Source organism: Kitasatospora sp. NPDC058406, assembly GCF_042722765.1.
Lineage (GTDB): Bacteria > Actinomycetota > Actinomycetes > Streptomycetales > Streptomycetaceae > Kitasatospora.
Genome location: NZ_JBHXKE010000031.1, coordinates 1 through 15,858 on the forward strand (window position 1 = coordinate 1; position 15,858 = coordinate 15,858).

General features: G+C 74.0%; 12 protein-coding genes. 7 read left to right on the plus strand and 5 right to left on the minus strand.

The genetic code is table 11. The features are described 5' to 3' along the window. Positions 1-88 precede the first annotated feature (88 nt). Positions 89-1,597, minus strand: a complete 1,509-nt coding sequence (locus tag ACFWOG_RS09000) for an MFS transporter (protein ID WP_329952844.1) — start codon at positions 1,595-1,597, stop codon at positions 89-91. 122 nt (positions 1,598-1,719) lie between these two features. Here ACFWOG_RS09000 and ACFWOG_RS09005 point away from each other — a divergent pair, with 122 nt between their 5' ends. After that, a complete protein-coding gene (locus tag ACFWOG_RS09005; protein WP_329881612.1) occupies positions 1,720-2,139 on the plus strand; it encodes a helix-turn-helix domain-containing protein in 420 nt (139 codons plus the stop codon). A 96-nt stretch (positions 2,140-2,235) separates the two neighbouring features. Here ACFWOG_RS09005 and ACFWOG_RS09010 read toward each other — a convergent pair whose 3' ends face one another. Continuing rightward, on the minus strand, positions 2,236-2,457 hold the full coding sequence (locus tag ACFWOG_RS09010) for a DUF5988 family protein (protein WP_329952845.1): 222 nt from the start codon (positions 2,455-2,457) through the stop codon (positions 2,236-2,238). 342 nt (positions 2,458-2,799) lie between these two features. Here ACFWOG_RS09010 and ACFWOG_RS09015 point away from each other — a divergent pair, with 342 nt between their 5' ends. Continuing rightward, positions 2,800-4,419 carry an ABC-F family ATP-binding cassette domain-containing protein gene (locus ACFWOG_RS09015; RefSeq protein ID WP_380356254.1) on the plus strand — a complete coding sequence of 540 codons (1,620 nt, stop codon included), beginning with the start codon at positions 2,800-2,802 and terminating at the stop codon, positions 4,417-4,419. A gap of 118 nt (positions 4,420-4,537) precedes the next feature. Here ACFWOG_RS09015 and ACFWOG_RS09020 read toward each other — a convergent pair whose 3' ends face one another. The 3 genes from ACFWOG_RS09020 to ACFWOG_RS09030 form a co-directional block, all read right to left on the minus strand. After that, positions 4,538-6,676, minus strand: coding sequence for a phosphocholine-specific phospholipase C (locus ACFWOG_RS09020; RefSeq protein ID WP_380356256.1), 2,139 nt, complete (start codon positions 6,674-6,676; stop codon positions 4,538-4,540). A gap of 538 nt (positions 6,677-7,214) precedes the next feature. Further along, positions 7,215-9,044 carry a glycoside hydrolase family 15 protein gene (locus ACFWOG_RS09025; protein WP_355406539.1) on the minus strand — a complete coding sequence of 610 codons (1,830 nt, stop codon included), beginning with the start codon at positions 9,042-9,044 and terminating at the stop codon, positions 7,215-7,217. A gap of 109 nt (positions 9,045-9,153) precedes the next feature. Next, positions 9,154-10,014: a helix-turn-helix domain-containing protein gene (locus ACFWOG_RS09030; RefSeq protein ID WP_380356259.1), complete on the minus strand. Its 861-nt coding sequence runs from the start codon at positions 10,012-10,014 to the stop codon at positions 9,154-9,156. Positions 10,015-10,682: 668 nt separating this feature from the next. On the opposite strand from ACFWOG_RS09030, the gene ACFWOG_RS09035 reads away from it, so the two are divergent. The 5 genes from ACFWOG_RS09035 (at position 10,683) to ACFWOG_RS09055 (ending at position 15,855) form a co-directional block, all read left to right on the plus strand. Next, a complete protein-coding gene (locus ACFWOG_RS09035; RefSeq protein WP_380356262.1) occupies positions 10,683-11,618 on the plus strand; it encodes an ABC transporter permease in 936 nt (311 codons plus the stop codon). A gap of 2 nt (positions 11,619-11,620) precedes the next feature. After that, on the plus strand, positions 11,621-12,562 hold the full coding sequence (locus ACFWOG_RS09040) for an ABC transporter permease (RefSeq protein WP_380356265.1): 942 nt from the start codon (positions 11,621-11,623) through the stop codon (positions 12,560-12,562). After that, complete coding sequence (locus ACFWOG_RS09045; protein WP_380356268.1) at positions 12,559-13,347, plus strand: ABC transporter ATP-binding protein; 789 nt, start codon at positions 12,559-12,561, stop codon at positions 13,345-13,347. The genes ACFWOG_RS09040 and ACFWOG_RS09045 overlap by 4 nt, the downstream gene beginning before the upstream one ends. After that, entirely contained in the window at positions 13,344-14,129 is a 786-nt protein-coding gene (locus ACFWOG_RS09050; protein WP_380356271.1) for an ABC transporter ATP-binding protein, read from the plus strand. Before ACFWOG_RS09045 ends, ACFWOG_RS09050 begins: the two co-directional genes overlap by 4 nt. Positions 14,130-14,223: 94 nt before the next feature. After that, on the plus strand, positions 14,224-15,855 hold the full coding sequence (locus tag ACFWOG_RS09055) for an ABC transporter substrate-binding protein (protein WP_380356274.1): 1,632 nt from the start codon (positions 14,224-14,226) through the stop codon (positions 15,853-15,855). Positions 15,856-15,858 lie beyond the last annotated feature (3 nt).

A 15,858-nucleotide genomic window follows, 5' to 3' on the forward strand; every position in this document is an offset into this window, starting at 1 on the left:
GGGGTGGTTCGGGTGTGGTCCCCCCGGCGACCCACCCGCGGGGGGGGGTGCGGCGGTTCGGGGGGCCGCACCGCCCGCACCGGGACCGTCAGATCTGCGGCACGGGGGAATCCGCAGACTTGAGGTCCGGTCCGGGAGCGTCCTCGGCACCCTCCGCCGCGGCGGGGGCGGGCTCGGACGCGGGGCTGCGCAGGACGAAGGCGGCCACCAGGACGGCGATGCCCACGAACACGGCGCTGAGACCGTAGGAGAGGTGGAACCCGCCGGTGAGCGCCTCGGCCGGGCTGCGCTGCTCCCCGAGGAGCGTCGCCGTCCGGGAGGCGGCCACCGTGGCGAGCACGGCGGTGCCGATCGAGGCGCCGACCTGCTGGGTGGTGTTCACCAGACCGGAGGCGATACCGGCGTCGTTCGGCGAGTTGACCGACATGGCCTGGCCGATCAGCGCGGGCATGGCCGCACCGAAGCCGAGGCCGAGCAGGACGAACGGCGGGACGATGTCGATGAGGAAGGTGCCGTCGCTCGGCACCCGGGCCAGCAGTGCGAGCGCCGCCGCCACCAGCAGGAGGCCGCCGACCAGCACCTGGCGCGGGCCGAACCGCTGGTTCAGCTTCACCGCGAAGCCGAGCGAGACGACGGCGATGGTGACCGGGGCGGGGAGGAAGGCGAGGCCGGTCTTGAGCGCGTCGTAGCCCAGCACGTTCTGGAAGTAGAGCGCGGTGCAGAACTGGTAGCCGAACAGACCGGCGACCATCAGCACCATGATGGTGTTGGCGCCGGAGACCGACCGCGAGCGGAAGATGTGCAGCGGCAGCAGCGGCTTGTCCGCGTAGGCCTGGCGGACGACGAACCCGGCGAGCAGCGCCAGCGAGCCGGCCAGCAGACCGAGGGTGCGGATGTCGCCCCAGGTGTACTCCTCGGCCTTGATGATCGTGTAGACCAGCAGCATCAGGCCGCCGGTGGCGAGCACGGAGCCGATCAGGTCGGCGCCCTCGCGCAGTCCGAGCCCCTTCGCCCCGGGGACCACCCGCTGGGTCAGGACGAGCGCCGCCAGGCCGATCGGCACGTTGACGTAGAACACCCACGGCCAGCTGAAGCTCTGGGTCAGCACGCCGCCGAGGATCAGGCCCAGGGAGGCGCCCGCGGCCGAGACGAACGCGTACGCCGCCAGTGCCTTGCCGCGCTCACCGGCGTCGGGGAACAGGGTGATGATCATGCCGAGGACGACCGCCGAGGCGAGCGCGCCGCCGACGCCCTGGACGAACCGGAACACCACCAGCGCCGTCGAGGTGGAGGCCAGGCCGCAGGCCAGCGAGGCGGCCGTGAACAGGCCCAGGCCCCAGGCGAAGACGCGCTTGCCGCCCAGCAGGTCGCCCAGCCGGCCGGAGAGCAGCAGCAGCCCGGCGAAGGCGATGAGGTACGCGTTCACGACCCAGGCCAGGCCCGACTGGGTGAATCCCAGGTCGTTCTGGATGGTCGGCAGGGCGACGGTCACGATGGAGCCGTCGAGGATGATCATCAGGTTGCCGGTGCAGAGGACCCCCAGCGCCAACCAGCGTGACCTGGATGGCTGGAGGGACGGCGGGGCATGCGTGGTCATCGGATTCCTTCGGGGGAATGGCAGGGAGGGGCGCCCGGTGGCGCCCGCGCTCCCTGAGGGCACTTCTTGTTACAGCGCCCATCATGTGTGACCATCAAGTCCACTCGTAAGGAGGCACTTTCATGTTCCAAGGGAACACCGATGTGATCGAGGCGGTCGGAGCCCCGGGCGCCGAGCGTGAGGTGTGCACCGTCCTGGAGGCGCTGAACCGGATCAGCGGCAAGTGGGCGATCGGGATCCTGCTCAACCTCAGCCACGGCCCGGTCCGCTTCACCGAGCTCGAACGGGCCGTCCCCGGCATCAGCCGCCGCATGCTCACCCTGACGCTCCGTAACCTCGAACGGGACGGCCTGCTGGTGCGGACCGTCTACGCGACCGTGCCGCCCAAGGTGGAGTACCGGGCCACCGCGATGGCCGACGAGCTCTACACCTCGCTGACGGGTCTCACCGCCTGGGCCGAGCGCCACCGTGACGCCATCGCCTCGTCCCGCGCGGCGTACGACCGCGAGCAGGACGCGGCAGGCGCCCCCGTCGACCTCTGAGCAGGCGCCCCGCCCCGCCGCGCCCGCCGCAGCGCCCGGGCGCAGCACGAGGCCGCCCCCGTCCCCACCGGGACCGAGGCGGCCTCGCGCCGCGGGCTACTCCGCCACGAAGGTGGAACCCGTCCATTCGAACACCCGCAGCTCGGACGTCCGGTGACGGACCGTCCGGTGCGAGCGGCGGAAGTGCTCGTAGCGGTTCCCGCGCGGCAGTTTGAGGACGTGCTGCTCCGCGTCCAGGAAGCGGAGCCGTTCGTGCTCCGGGAAGGCCTCCGCGGGGCCGCCTTCCAGAATCGCGTTCGGTGCGGTGTCGAGCGCCACGGCGTACTCCTGTTCTGAAGGTCTCGGTGGCTCTGCAGGGCCGGGACGGCGGGGCCGGCGCAGGGCGGGGAACCGGTGGGCCGCCGCACACCCGTGGGCGGGGCCGGTCGGCGGGGGACGGGCCGGTGCAGTTGCCGGGTGTTGCTGCCGGTGAAGGGGGCGACGGGTGCAGGCTTCTTACAGGAAGTTAGCAGTCCGGTAGTCCGCTTCTAACCCCTCAGATCCCCCTACGTTCGGTCACGTCCGACGTGCGCGGGCTGTTCGAATCCGCACCTCCGGGGCGGTCGGGGGCCCCGCAATCGACTTGCGCCGCCCCCGCGCGGTTAGGAAGGATCGTGGACCATGGGACACCTGGAAGCCTCGCATCTGGAGTACTACCTGCCAGACGGGCGGATCCTGCTCGGTGACGTGTCGTTCCACGTGGGCGACGGGGCCGTGGTGGCCCTGGTCGGCGCCAACGGGGCCGGCAAGACGACGTTGCTCAGACTGCTCTCGGGGGAACTGCAGCCGCACAGCGGGACGGTCACCTCCAGCGGCGGCGTCGGTGTCATGTCGCAGTTCGTCGGCTCGGTGCGGGACGAACGCACCGTCCGCGACCTCCTGGTGTCGGTGGCGCCGCCGCGGATCAGGAAGACGGCGGCGGCGGTCGACGAGGCCGAGCACCTGATCATGACGGTGGACGACGAGGCCGCGCAGATGAAGTACGCGCAGGCGCTCAGCGACTGGGCGGAGGCCCGGGGCTACGAGGCCGAGACCCTCTGGGACATGTGCACGACCGCGGCCCTCGGCATGCCCTACGACCGGGCCCAGTTCCGGGACGTGCGGACGCTCTCGGGCGGGGAGCAGAAGCGGCTGGTGCTGGAGGCGCTGCTCCGCGGTCCGGACCAGGTCCTGCTGCTGGACGAGCCGGACAACTACCTGGACGTCCCCGGCAAGCGCTGGCTGGAGAAGCAGCTGAAGGAGACCTCGAAGACGGTCCTCTTCATCTCCCACGACCGCGAGCTGCTGGCCCGCGCCGCGGAGAAGATCGTCGCGGTGGACCCGAGTCCGGCCGGATCCACGGTGTGGATCCACGGAGGCGGCTTCGGGACGTTCCACGAGGCCCGGCAGGCCCGGTTCGAGCGGTTCGAGGAGCTGCGCCGGCGCTGGGACGACAAGCACGCCCAGCTGAAGAAGCTCGTGCACGACATGCAGCAGTACGCCGCGCGCAGTGACGACATGGCCTCCCGCTACCAGGCGGCCAGGACCAGGCTGCGGAAGTTCGAGGAGATCGGCTCGCCGCCGGAGCCGCCCCGCCGGCAGGACATCCGGATGCGCCTGCAGGGCGGGCGTACCGGTGTACGGGCGGTGACCTGCCGGCACGTCGAACTGACCGGCCTGATGCGGCCGTTCTCGCTGGAGGTCTTCTACGGCGAGCGCGTCGCGGTGCTCGGTTCGAACGGCTCCGGCAAGTCCCACTTCCTCCGGCTGCTGGCCGGCGAGGACGTGGCCCACACCGGTGACTGGAAGCTGGGCGCCCGGGTGCTGCCCGGCCACTTCGCCCAGACCCACGCCCACCCCGAGCTGCTGGGGCGCAGCCTGCTCGACATCCTGTGGGCCGAGCACGCGAAGGACCGCGGCGGCGCGATGTCGGTGCTCCGGCGGTACGAGCTGGAACGGCAGGCGGAGCAGCGTTTCGAGAAGCTGTCGGGCGGTCAGCAGGCCCGGTTCCAGATCCTGTTGCTGGAACTCGCGGGCACCACGGCCCTCCTCCTCGACGAACCGACCGACAACCTGGACCTGGAGTCGGCGGAGGCCCTCCAGGAGGGGTTGGAGTCCTACGAGGGCACCGTCCTGGCGGTCACGCACGACCGGTGGTTCGCCCGGTCCTTCGACCGGTTCCTGGTGTTCGGTTCGGACGGCGTGGTGCGGGAGACGCCCGAGCCGGTGTGGGACGAGCGGAGGGTCGAGCGGGCCCGGTGAGCGCGCCGCCGGCGGGCCGCCGGGCCCGGCCGTAGCAGGGGGACGGACGGCCCGGGCCGGCGGGTGGAGTCGTCACCCCACCCGCCGGCCCGGAGTCGTCGTCCGCGGTGCGCGGGTGTCAGGCGACGGAGCCGGTCGTACTCGGCCGGCCGGTCTCGATGTGGCCGACGAAGCGCTGGGACCAGGCGGGGTCGTTGTTGACGGTGACGGTGAAGTCGTACCAGCCCTGCCCGTTGCTGACCTGGTTGAAGTAGTCGTCCACGGCCTGGCCGGGGCCGACGGTGTAGGTCCAGGTGCCGGTGCGGTAGTGGTTCGAGGTGATGGTGAAGACGGCGGTGTCGGCCGGGCTGTCGTTGCGGAGCTGGAACCACAGGGCGACGGGGTCGTTGTGGGGGGCGAACCAGCTCTTCACCCTGGCGTACCGGCCCCTGCCCGCCCCGGTGTTGCCCTTGAAGCGGCGCAGGAACCGGTTGGGGCCGACGACGGTCAGGTCGTACTTGCCGCTGCCGTAGCCGCCCCCGATGTTGAAGAAGTCGGCGGTGGCGGCGTTCGGCCCCACGGTGTACTGCCAGGGGCCGCCGCCGCGGTAGGCGTTGGCGTAGGCGGCGAAGTGGGCGGCGCCGGTGGCCTGGGCACCGAGGTTCTCGATGGCGACCCAGATCTTCTGGGTGCCGCCCGCGTCGGTGCCCTCGTAGCGGTCCAGGTAGGCGTTGGTCTGGTAGGGCAGCGCGCAGGCGGCCTTGTTGCCCGGCTCCTGGGCGGGCAGCGTGCCGCTCGCGGGGGGCGTGGGGGCGCTGGTGGTGCTGCACGCCGTGCCGGTCATCAGGGAGTGGCCGGCGGGGACCACGGCGGGCAGGGCGGGGAGCGGGCCGAAGACCGGGTTGTCGAAGTCGAAGGCCGAGGTGAGGTCACCGCAGACCGCGCGGCGCCAGGCACTGATGTTGGGGCACTGCACGCCGGTCCAGGCCTCCAGGAACCGCAGGACGGAGGTGTGGTCGAAGACCTGCGAGTTGACGCGGCCGCCGCGGGTCCAGGGCGACACGATGGTCATCGGCACCCGGAAGCCGAGCCCGATCGGCAGGCCGTTGACGTGCTCGGTGGTGTCCCCGGTGTTGGCGGGGACGGCGGGCGGGACGTGGTCGAAGAAGCCGTCGTTCTCGTCGTAGGTGAGCAGGAAGACGGTGGAGTTGAAGATGTCCTGGTTCGTGTCGAGGGCCTCCAGCACCCGCTTGGTCATGGTCGCGCCCACGCTGGGGCTGGCGCTGGGGTGCTCGGAGTTGGCGTAGTCCGTGACGATCCACGAGACCTTCGGCAGCGTCCCGGCGGCCACGTCGGCGCGGAGCGCGGCGACCAGGGCGTCTGCCACGTCGCCGCCGCTGTAGGGGACCCCGGCCACGCCGCGCTGCCACAGGGCCTTGTCCCCCGTGCCGTCCTTGGCGGGGTCGGAGGTCATGAAGGGGGCGAAGTACTCCAGGGCGTTGTCACCGTAGTTGCGGTCACCGGCCTTGTCGTAGACCTGGTACACCTTCCAGTCGATGCCCGCCAGCTGCAGGGCCTGCGCGTAGGTCTGCCAGTTCTGCCCGCTGCGGCGGAAGTCGCCGCCGTTGTGGCTGACCCGGTTCGCGCCCGGCAGACCGGCGCCGATGGACCCCGACCACAGGTAGTTGCGGTTCGGCCCGGTCCCGGTCATCGACGAGCAGTGGTAGGCGTCGCAGATCGTGTAGGCGTCGGCGAGCGCGTAGTTGAACGGGATGTCCGCGCGGGAGTGGTAGCCCATGGTCATGCCGGTGCTGCTCTTGGCGGCGTACCAGTTGTTCATCCGGCCGCCGTTCCAGGCGTTGTGCTGGTCGCTCCAGGCGTGCCCGCCGCCGTCGACCTTGCACTCGGAGCGCTCCCAGGTGTTCGAGCCGCCGCTCAGCGGCCAGGGGAGGATCGATCCGCTGCCCTTCGGCTGCTGGAAGACCGTCCGGCCGGAGGGTGCGGAGGTGGAGCCGGGCAGGTCGACGACGCTGTGGTCGCCGAAGCCGCGCACGCCCTTGAGCAGGCCGAAGTAGTGGTCGAAGCTGCGGTTCTCCTGCATCAGGATCACCACGTGCTTCACCGGGGCCAGACGCGGATCCACGGCCCCCTGCACCGCCGCCGCAGGCACCGCCTGGGCCGCACCGGCCCTCCCGAGCACCGGCCAGCCCGCACCGGTGGCGGCCGCCGCCGCCGTCGCGCCGACCAGGAACTTCCGACGTCCGATACGTCGCTCCACGGACCTACTCCTATCGATGGGGGTGTCCGCCGGCACCTCCTCGGAAGAGCGGTCCGCCGAGCCGGTCGGCACGGTGGTGGTGGCCTGCGCGTCTCCGGGGGTGGTGGCCGGAGTCACGGTGGTGAGGGGGGCGGCGGCCAGCCCAGATTCGGCCCGACCGGTGTCCTGTCGGCCCTCGACGGGCGGTCCGGACGTGAACAGGGGGAGAACATCGACACGGGTTGGCTGGACAAGTCGGCCGGCTGTGCGGCGGTACCCGGGCCGGCCCGGAAAGGGACGGGGCTCCCCGGGCCGGGGCACGGGCGGCAGGATCCGGACGCCCCTGACCGGGCGCACCGAACCGAGGTCGACCTGCCACCACGCGTTCGCGTCGAGGTCGGCGTGGGTGATGGGCCCACCGGTCGCGCCGTCGACCGCCCGCCCCGCCGCCCGCTCGGAGGACCCCTCGTAGGTGGACGACTGGGTCGCGAGCCTTCCCCCGGCCGCGTTCACCGTGCGGTCGACGGGCGCACCGTACCGGCCGTCTCCGAAGATGTGGTCAGCCGGACCGGCGGTCCAGGGCCTCGTCGAGGGTGCAGGCCGCCATGATGAGCGACAGGTGGGTGAACGCCTGCGGGAAGTTGCCGAGCTGCTCGCCGCTGGGCCCGATCTCCTCGGCGAACAGGCCGACGTGGTTGGCGTAGGTGTGCATCTTCTCGAAGGTGTACCGGGCCGGTCGCAGGCGTCCGGCCCGGGCCAGCGCGTCCACGTAGAGGAAGGTGCAGAGGCTGAAGGTGCCCTCGGAGCCGCGCAGCCCGTCCGGGGAGGCCGCCGGGTCGTAGCGGTAGACGAGGCTGTCGGAGACCAGGGTGCGGTCCATCGCGTCGAGTGTGGACAGCCAGGACGGGTCCCGGGGCGAGACGAAGCCGACCCGGGGCATCAGGAGCAGCGAGGCGTCGAGCACGGCGTCGCCGCCGTAGTGCTGCACGTAGGCCCGGTCCTCCTCGCTCCAGCCGCGCTCCATGACCTGGAGCAGGACGGCGTCGCGGGCCTTCGTCCAGCGGTCGGTGTCGGCGGGCCGGCGGAAGGCGTCCGCCAGGCGCAGGCCGCGGTCGAAGGCGGCCCAGCACATCACCCGGCTGTAGGTGAAGTCCTGCCGGCCGCCGCGGGTCTCCCAGATGCCCTCGTCGGGGCGGTCCCAGGAGTCGGCCAGCCAGTCCAGGGTCCGGGTGAGCACCTTCCAGCCCCGGTAGCCGGCCTGGGTGGCGATCTCGCGGCCCTCCGACAGGGCGTACATGGCCTCGCCGTAGATGTCGAGCTGCAACTGGTCGGAGGCCGCGTTGCCGAGCCGTACGGGCGCGGAGCCGAGGTAACCCTCCAGGTGGCCGAGGATCTCCTCGGTCAGCAGCGGTTCGCCGTCGACCCGGTACATGATCCGGAGCGGCTCGCTGCCCTGCCCCGTCGCCTCGTGCAGCCGGTCACCGAGCCAGTGCGTGAAGGCGGTGGCCTCCTCGACGAAACCGAGGTCGAGCAGGGCCCGGACGGAGAGCGAGCCGTCCCGCACCCAGGTGTAGCGGTAGTCCCAGTTGCGCTCGCCCCCGACCTGCTCCGGCAGGCCCATGGTCGCGGCCGCGACCGGCGCGCCGGTGGGGGCGTAGGTGAGCAGCTTGAGGGTGATGGCGGAGCGGTTGACCATGCCGGGCCAGCGCCCCCGGTAGTTGGAGCCGTGCACCCAGCGCTGCCAGAAGTCGGCGACCTCCCAGAGCTGCTTCGTGATCCCGTCGACGGTGGGCGGCGGGGGCGGCGGCGGGTTCTGGCCGTCGGCGTCGCAGACGGTCAGGATGACCGCGGCCGACTCGCCGACGCTCAGCGTGACGGCGCCCCGCAGGTCGTCGCCGTCCCGCTCGACCGGGAAGGTGCTCTGGAGGTACGCGCAGACGCCCGGTGCGCGGAAGGCGGCGATCTCGGGGCGGAGGTCGAGGGAGTGGGTGGCCCGGCCGTAGTCGAACCGGGGACGGCACTCCATGGCGAAGCGCACGGTGCCGCGCACGCTGCGCACGGTGCGGACCAGGGCGTGCCGCCCGCTCGGGATCCGTCCGGCGTCCGGCGGCATCCAGTCGATGACCTCGCCCACCCCGTCGGGCGACATGAACCGGGTCACCAGGACGGCGGTGTCCGGGTAGTACAGCTGCTTGCAGGTGGCGTCCGGATTGACGTCCGCGAGCCTGAAGTAGCCGCCGCGGTCGTGGTCCAGCAGCGCTGCGAAGATGCTCGGGGAGTCGAACCGGGGAGCGGCGAACCAGTCGACGACGCCCCGCGAGGTCACCAGCGCGGCACACTGGAGGTCGCCGATCAGGCCGTGCTCGGCGATGGGAGGGTAGCGGTCCATGTGCGGTCCAAGGTCTGGGCGATCCCTTGGTCTCACTATCGGCCAGGACCGGCGGACGCGCCCGTTGCGGCCGGCGCGCCGCGAACCGGGAGCCCCGGCGACCGGGTCCTCAGCCCGCTGCCGGGGCGGCGGCGGGGGCGCCGGCCCGGGTGGTCAGCGCCGCCATCCGCAGGTGCCCGACGGCGTCGGCCGGGGTGAGCAGCAGCACCAGGGCCGACGGGTCGTCCACCGGGTGGAACGAGGAGAGGGTCAGCCGGACGGGTCCGGTGCCGGTCGGCTCCACGGTGATGGTGCGGGCGGTCAGGTCCGCCACCGAGTGGCATCCCCACCAGTGCCGCAGTTCCGGCGCGTCCGCGTCCAGGTGCCGGTAGACCTCCTCCGTCCGGGGGTCCGCGAGGGCCGGCCCGGCCTGTGCGCGGAAGTGCTGGAAGACGTTCATGGCCAGCGGCTCCCAGTCGTGCAGGACCTCGCGCAGCCTGCGGTCCACGGCCATCAGCCACATCAGGTTGCGCCGGTCCGCGGGCACGGCCTCGGGCGGGCCCCACAGCACGGCCCACGCGGTGTTCCAGCCGAGCAGGTCGAAGTGGCGGTCGACGAGCACGGCCGGGCTGGCCGGCCAGGAGTCGAGCACGGGCTGGACGGCGGCGGCGAGCCGGTCCGTCCCGGGGCCGTCGTGGGCGGCGGCGTCGTGGTGGCCCGCCAGCCGCATCGCGTAGCGGAGCCCGGCCGGGTCGAGCCGCAGCGCCCGGGCGACGGCCTCCAGCACCTGCCGCGAGGCGGGCACCCGGCCCTGCTCCAGCCAGGTGTACCAGGCGAGTCCGACGCCGGCCATCGAGGCGACCTCCTCGCGGCGCAGCCCCGGGGTGCGGCGGCGCGTGGTCGGGGTCAGCCCCACGTCGGCGGGCTTGAGGAGGTCGCGGTGGGCGCGCAGGAAGGCGCCGAGTTCCGCGCCGGCGACGGGGGTTGACACGGGTTCTGCTCCTCGGAGGGGCGTACCGCGGGCGGCCGCCGGGAACGGGTCGTGAGGAGGGGCGCCGGCGCGGGGGAGCGGGCGGAGGCCCGGGGTCAGCGCGCGGCGCGCGGACGACAGAGCTCGTCGAAGCACCTGCGGTGCCACGAGCCGCCGATGCCGGCCAGGGTGAAGCCGGTCCGCCGATACGCCATGGCGCCACCCTAGGACCGGGGATCGCCGCTGGTCAAGGGCAGGACCGGGCCCCCGGCGGGCCCGGCCGCGACGGTCACGGACGGGCACCGGACGAGTACGGGACGGGCCCCGGACGAGGCTCCGACGGGCGCCGGACGGCCCGCCGGGGGCGGCGCCGCCCCCGCCCCCGGGCCGCGCCCGCAGCCTATGACCAGCGGTAACAGCACAAGCGCCTGACTGGCTGTCCGGCCCGGCGGCGCGCAGGCTTCCTGACATCCGCCGGAGCCCCCGGCGGCGGCGCCGGCCGTTCGCCCGCACCGCCGCCGGGCCGCCACCGCCACCCCGTACGGCCCGCCCCGCCCGGTCCGCGCCGACCCGGGGCGGCCCCCGGCCGGACCCAGTGCCCGGAGCCGGAAGGAACCCCCGCAGATGCCCGCCCCCGCCCACCCGCCGGTCGCCGGACCGCCCGGCGCCCCGCGCCAGGGAGCCCGCGGATGACCCGGTTCCTGCTGCGCCGGCTGCTGCTCGCCGTCCCCACCGTGCTCGGCGTCACCGTCGTCGTCTTCGCCACCGTGGCCCTCGTCCCCGGAGACCCGGTCACCGCCTTCCTCGGCCCCGGGGCCCCGCCCGAGGCCCGCGCCGAACTGGCCCGGCGCCTCGGTCTGGAGGAGCCCCTTCCCGTCCGCTACCTCTCCTGGTTGGGCCACGCGGCGACCGGCGACCTCGGGACGTCCGTCTCCGCCCAACGGCCCGTCACCGACCTGCTGCTGCCCGCGCTGGGGCAGACCCTGACCCTCACGGCGGCGGCCTTCGTCCTGGTGCTGGTCGGCGGGGTCCTGCTCGGCGCGATCGGCGCGCGGGGGGCCGGCGGCCGGCTCTCCGGGGCGCTGTCCACCCTGGCCGTCTCGGCCCCGCAGTACTCGGTGGCCCTGGTGCTGATCGCGGTGCTCTCGGTGCAGCTGCGCTGGCTGCCGGCCGGCGGTACGCACGACGCGTTCGGCGACGGCGGCCCGGCCGACCTGTTGCGTCACCTGGTCCTGCCGGCCGTGGCGTCCGCGCTCGTACCGCTCGGCCTGACCGCCCGCGTGTTCAGGACCGCCCTCGGCACGGTGCTCGCCGGGGAGCTCGCCGACGGGCTGCGTGCCCGGGGGCTGAGCCGGGCGGCCGTCCTGCGGCACTGCGTCCACAACGCCTCACCCGCCCTGCTGACCATCGGCGGGCTCCAACTCGCCTACCTGCTGGAGGGCGTGGTCTTCGTGGAGACGCTCTTCGCCTGGCCCGGCCTCGGCCGGCTGCTGTACGACGCGCTGTCCGCCCGCGACCTGCCGCTCGTCCAGGGCGGGGTGCTGGTGGTGGCCGTCGCCTTCGTCGGCGTCAACCTGCTGGTGGACGCGGCGCACGCACTGATCGACCCCAGGGTGAGGAGCTGACGATGCCCGGGACGACCCCGACGCCCCCGCCGGCGAAGACCCCGACGCCCCCGCCGGTGGAGGACCCGCCGACGAAGGCCCCGCTCCCGCCGGCCCGGCCGGCCCGGGCCCTGCTGCGCCGCACGGCCCTCGCCCTGCCCGTCACCGCCGTCGTGCTGCTCCTGCTGCTCGCCGCGGCCGCCCCGCTGGTCGCGCCGTACGACCCCGCCGCCGGACACCTCCAGGACCGCCTGCTGGACCCAGGCGCCCCCGGCCACCCGCTGGGGACCGACGGCCAGGGCCGGGACATGCTGAGCCGGCTGGTCTGGGGCACCCGGACGTCGCTGACCGCCGGGCTCCTCCCGGTCGCCGTCGCCGGCGGGGCGGGCACCCTGCTGGGCATCGCGGCCGGCCTCGGCGGCCGGGTGCTCGAACAGGCCCTGCTGCGGACACTGGACGTGCTGTACGCCTTCCCCGGGGTCCTGCTGGCCATCGCCGTGGCCACCCTGCTCCGGCCGGGACTCGGCGCCACCGTGCTCGCCCTCTCCGTGGTCCTCACCCCGGCCGTCGCCCGGGTCGCCTTCACCGAGGTGCGGCGGATCCGGACCGCCGAGTACCTGGAGGCCGCCCGGGTGAGCGGAGCCGGCCTGCCGTCCCTCGTCCTGCGGCAGGTGCTGCCCGTGGTGGCCCCGGTCGTCCTCGTGTACTGCTCCTCGCTCGTCGGCCTCGCCGTCGTGTACGCCGCCGGACTCTCCTTCCTCGGGCTCGGCGTCGCACCTCCCACCGCCGAATGGGGCGCCATGATCGACGAGTTGAGGCCGAGCCTGCTCACCCACCCGTGGGTGGCGGTGCTGCCGGCGCTCACCGTGCTGCTGGTGTCGGTGGTCTTCAACACCCTCGGCGACACCCTGCGCCGGAGGGTCGGCGACACCGGGTGGAGCGCGCTGCCGGAGACCGTCCGATGAGCCCGACCGACCTCCTGGAGGTCACCGACCTCTCCGTCGTCCACCCGGGTCCGGTCCGGGCCGTGGACGGGGTGTCGCTGGCGCTCGCACCCGGCGCGGCGCTCGTCCTGCTCGGTGAGTCCGGCAGCGGCAAGACCACCCTGGCCCGCACCCTGATCGGCCTGCCCGGCCGGTCCGCCCGCGTCACCGGGCGGATCAGCCTCGCCGGTACCGAGCTGTCGGCCCGGGACGAACGCGCGCTCTCCCGGGTGCGCGGGCGGCGGATCGGCTACGTCCCGCAGGACCCGGGCGGCTCGCTGGACCCGCTGCGCCGCATCGGTCCCCAGCTCGCCGAGGTGCTGCGCCGGCACCGGATCACCCGGGACCGCCGGGCCACCGGCGACGCGGTGGTCCGGCTGCTCGCCACGGCCGGGATCCCCGACCCCGAACGGGTGGCCCGCGCCTACCCCCACGAGCTCTCCGGCGGGCTGCGGCAGCGCGCCGCGATCGCCGTCGCGATCGCCTGCGGCCCCGACCTGGTGATCGCGGACGAACCGACCACCGCCCTGGACGCGCTGGTGCGCGGCCGGATCCTCGACCTGTTCGCCACCCTGCGCGCCGACTGCGGCATCGCGCTGCTGCTCGTCACCCACGACCTGGCGGTGGCCCGCCGGGTGGGCGGCGACGTCGCGGTGATGCGCGAGGGACGCGTCGTCGAGGCCGGGCCCGCCGCGCGGGTGCTGTCCGCGCCCGGGCACCCCTTCACCGCGGCCCTGCTCGCCGCCGACCCCGGAGCCCGCCGATGACCGAGCCCGCACCCGCCCTGCTGGAGGTCCGCTCGGTCGTCAGGCACTTCGCCGGCCGGCCCGCCCTCGACGGGGTCAGCCTGAGCGTCGCTCCCGGCGAGGCCGTGGGCCTGGTCGGCGAGTCCGGTTCGGGGAAGTCCACGCTGGCCCGGCTCGCCCTGGGCCTGCTCGCTCCCGACGCGGGCACCGTCCGGTTCGCCGGCCACGACCCGTACCGGCTGCGCGGCGCCCGGGACCGCTCCGTCCGGGCCCGGCTCCAGTTCGTCCCGCAGGATCCGCGCGGCTCGCTCAACCCCGCGCTGCGGGCCGGTGAGGCGGTGGCCTTCGCACTGCGGCTGCACGGCACGCCCCGGGCCGAACTGGCGGAGGCGGTCGCCGGGCTGTTCCGGCAGGTCGGGCTGGATCCCGCGCTGGCCCGCCGGTACCCGCGCGAGCTGTCCGGCGGGCAGCTCCAGCGGGTCGCCGTCGCCCGGGCCCTGGCGCCCGGGCCCGACCTGCTGGTCTGCGACGAGCCGACCTCCGCGCTCGACCTCGGCTCCCAGCTGCGGCTGCTGGACCTGCTGACCGGCCTCGGCGAACGGACCGGGCTCGGCTACCTCTTCATCTCCCACGATCTCGCGGTCGTCCGGCACTTGGCCGACCGGGTGCTCGTGCTGCGGTCCGGGCGGGTGCTGGAAGAGGGCCCGGTCGCCGACCTCTGGGAGTCGCCCGCACACCCCTACACCCGCGCGCTGCTCGAAGCCGCCACCGGACACGCCCCCCGTCCGGACCCCGCCGACTGACCCGCACGCCCCCACCGCACCCCGCCCCCACCGCACCCGCAGCCCCCGCACCCCGCAGCCCCCCGCACACCTGCAGACCGAACGAGGAAGCACCATGACGCACCGTCGCCACCGCACCGTCCGTTCCAGAGCCGCCGCCCTCCCGGCCGCCGCCGCCCTGCTGCTCGCCGCCACCGGCTGCGTGTCCGGCCCGGGGTCCGGCGGGTCCGCCGACACGGGCGGCGGTGCGGAGCGCGGCGGCACCCTGGTCATCGGGGCCACCGGCAAGCTCCCCAACCCCGACACCGTCATCGGCGGCGCCGGCTTCGAGGGCAAGCGCCTGGTCGGCTTCCAGATCTACGAGGGCCTGACCCGCTACGAGCTGCTCAAGGACACCGACCGGCCGCCGGTCGTCACCGGTGCCCTCGCCGAGTCCTGGGAGGTCGCCGCGGACGCGAGGACCTGGACCTTCCGGCTCCGCAAGGGCGTGACCTTCCAGGACGGCACGCCGTTCGACGCCGACGCGGTGGTCTTCAACCTGGACCGCTACCTCGACCGGAACAGCCCCGAGTACACCGACGCGCTCGGCGCCGCCGCCAAGGAGTACGCGGGCGGGATCGTCTCCTACCGCAAGACCGACGCCGACCACGTCGAGCTCGTCACCAAGGACCCCAACGGCCACTTCCCCGAGGACCTCGCACACGTCCTCATCGCCAGCCCCACCGCCGTCCGGAAGACCGGCTCCGCAGGCTTCGCCGAGCACCCGGTCGGCACCGGCCCGTTCTCCTTCGTCTCGCAGACCGAGGGACAGCAGATCGAGCTCGCCGCCAACCCGGCCTACTGGCGCGGCGCCCCCAAGCTCGACCGGCTGATCGTCAAGTCCCTCCCGGACGCCGCCGCCCGGACCGCGGCCCTGCGCTCCGGCGGAGCCAACTGGATCGAGTACCCCAACCCGGACGACATCCGGACCCTGAAGTCCGACGGGGCCACCATCGCCGCCAACAGCTACGACCACCTCTGGTACTGGATCCTGGACACCGCCAAGGGCCCGTGGCAGGACCCGAGGGTCCGGCAGGCCGCCAACTACGCCATCGACCGCAAGGCGATCGCCGAGAAGCTGCTCCAGGGCACCGCCGACCCCGCCTACCAGGCCGCGCCCCGGGCCACCGGCGCGTACGACCCGGCCGGTGACCTCTACTCCTACGACCCTGCCAAGGCCAGGCTGCTGCTCGCCGAGGCCGGCGTCCCGAACGGCTTCTCCACCTCGGTCACCGTCCCCACCGCGGGCTCCGGAAACCTGCTGCCCGTCCCCATCGCGGAGGCCCTCCAGCGGGACCTCGCCGCCGTCGGCATCAAGGTCGAACTGCGCACCACCGACTGGGGCACGCTGATCGGGGCCGAGGCCAAGGGCCAGGTCGCGCTCGGCTCGGACGCCGTCGCGCAGTCCACCACCCTGTTCCAGTCCGAGGCGCTGCTGCCGCTGTTCGTCGGCTCCAAGAGCCCCTTCTGGACGGGCGGTTACGGCAACCCGAAGGTCGACGCCCTGCTGGCGTCCGCCGCCGCCTCGCCCGACCGGGCGAAGCGGACCACCGACTACCGCACGGCGCTCTCGCTGGTCACCCAGGACGCGCCCTGGCTCTTCGTCGTCAACGACCGCAACCCGCGGGCGCTCGCGCCGAAGGTCCAGGGCCTGGTCCAGCCGCAGTCCTGGTTCCTCGACCTGACCACGGTCTGGGTCCGCCGCTGAACC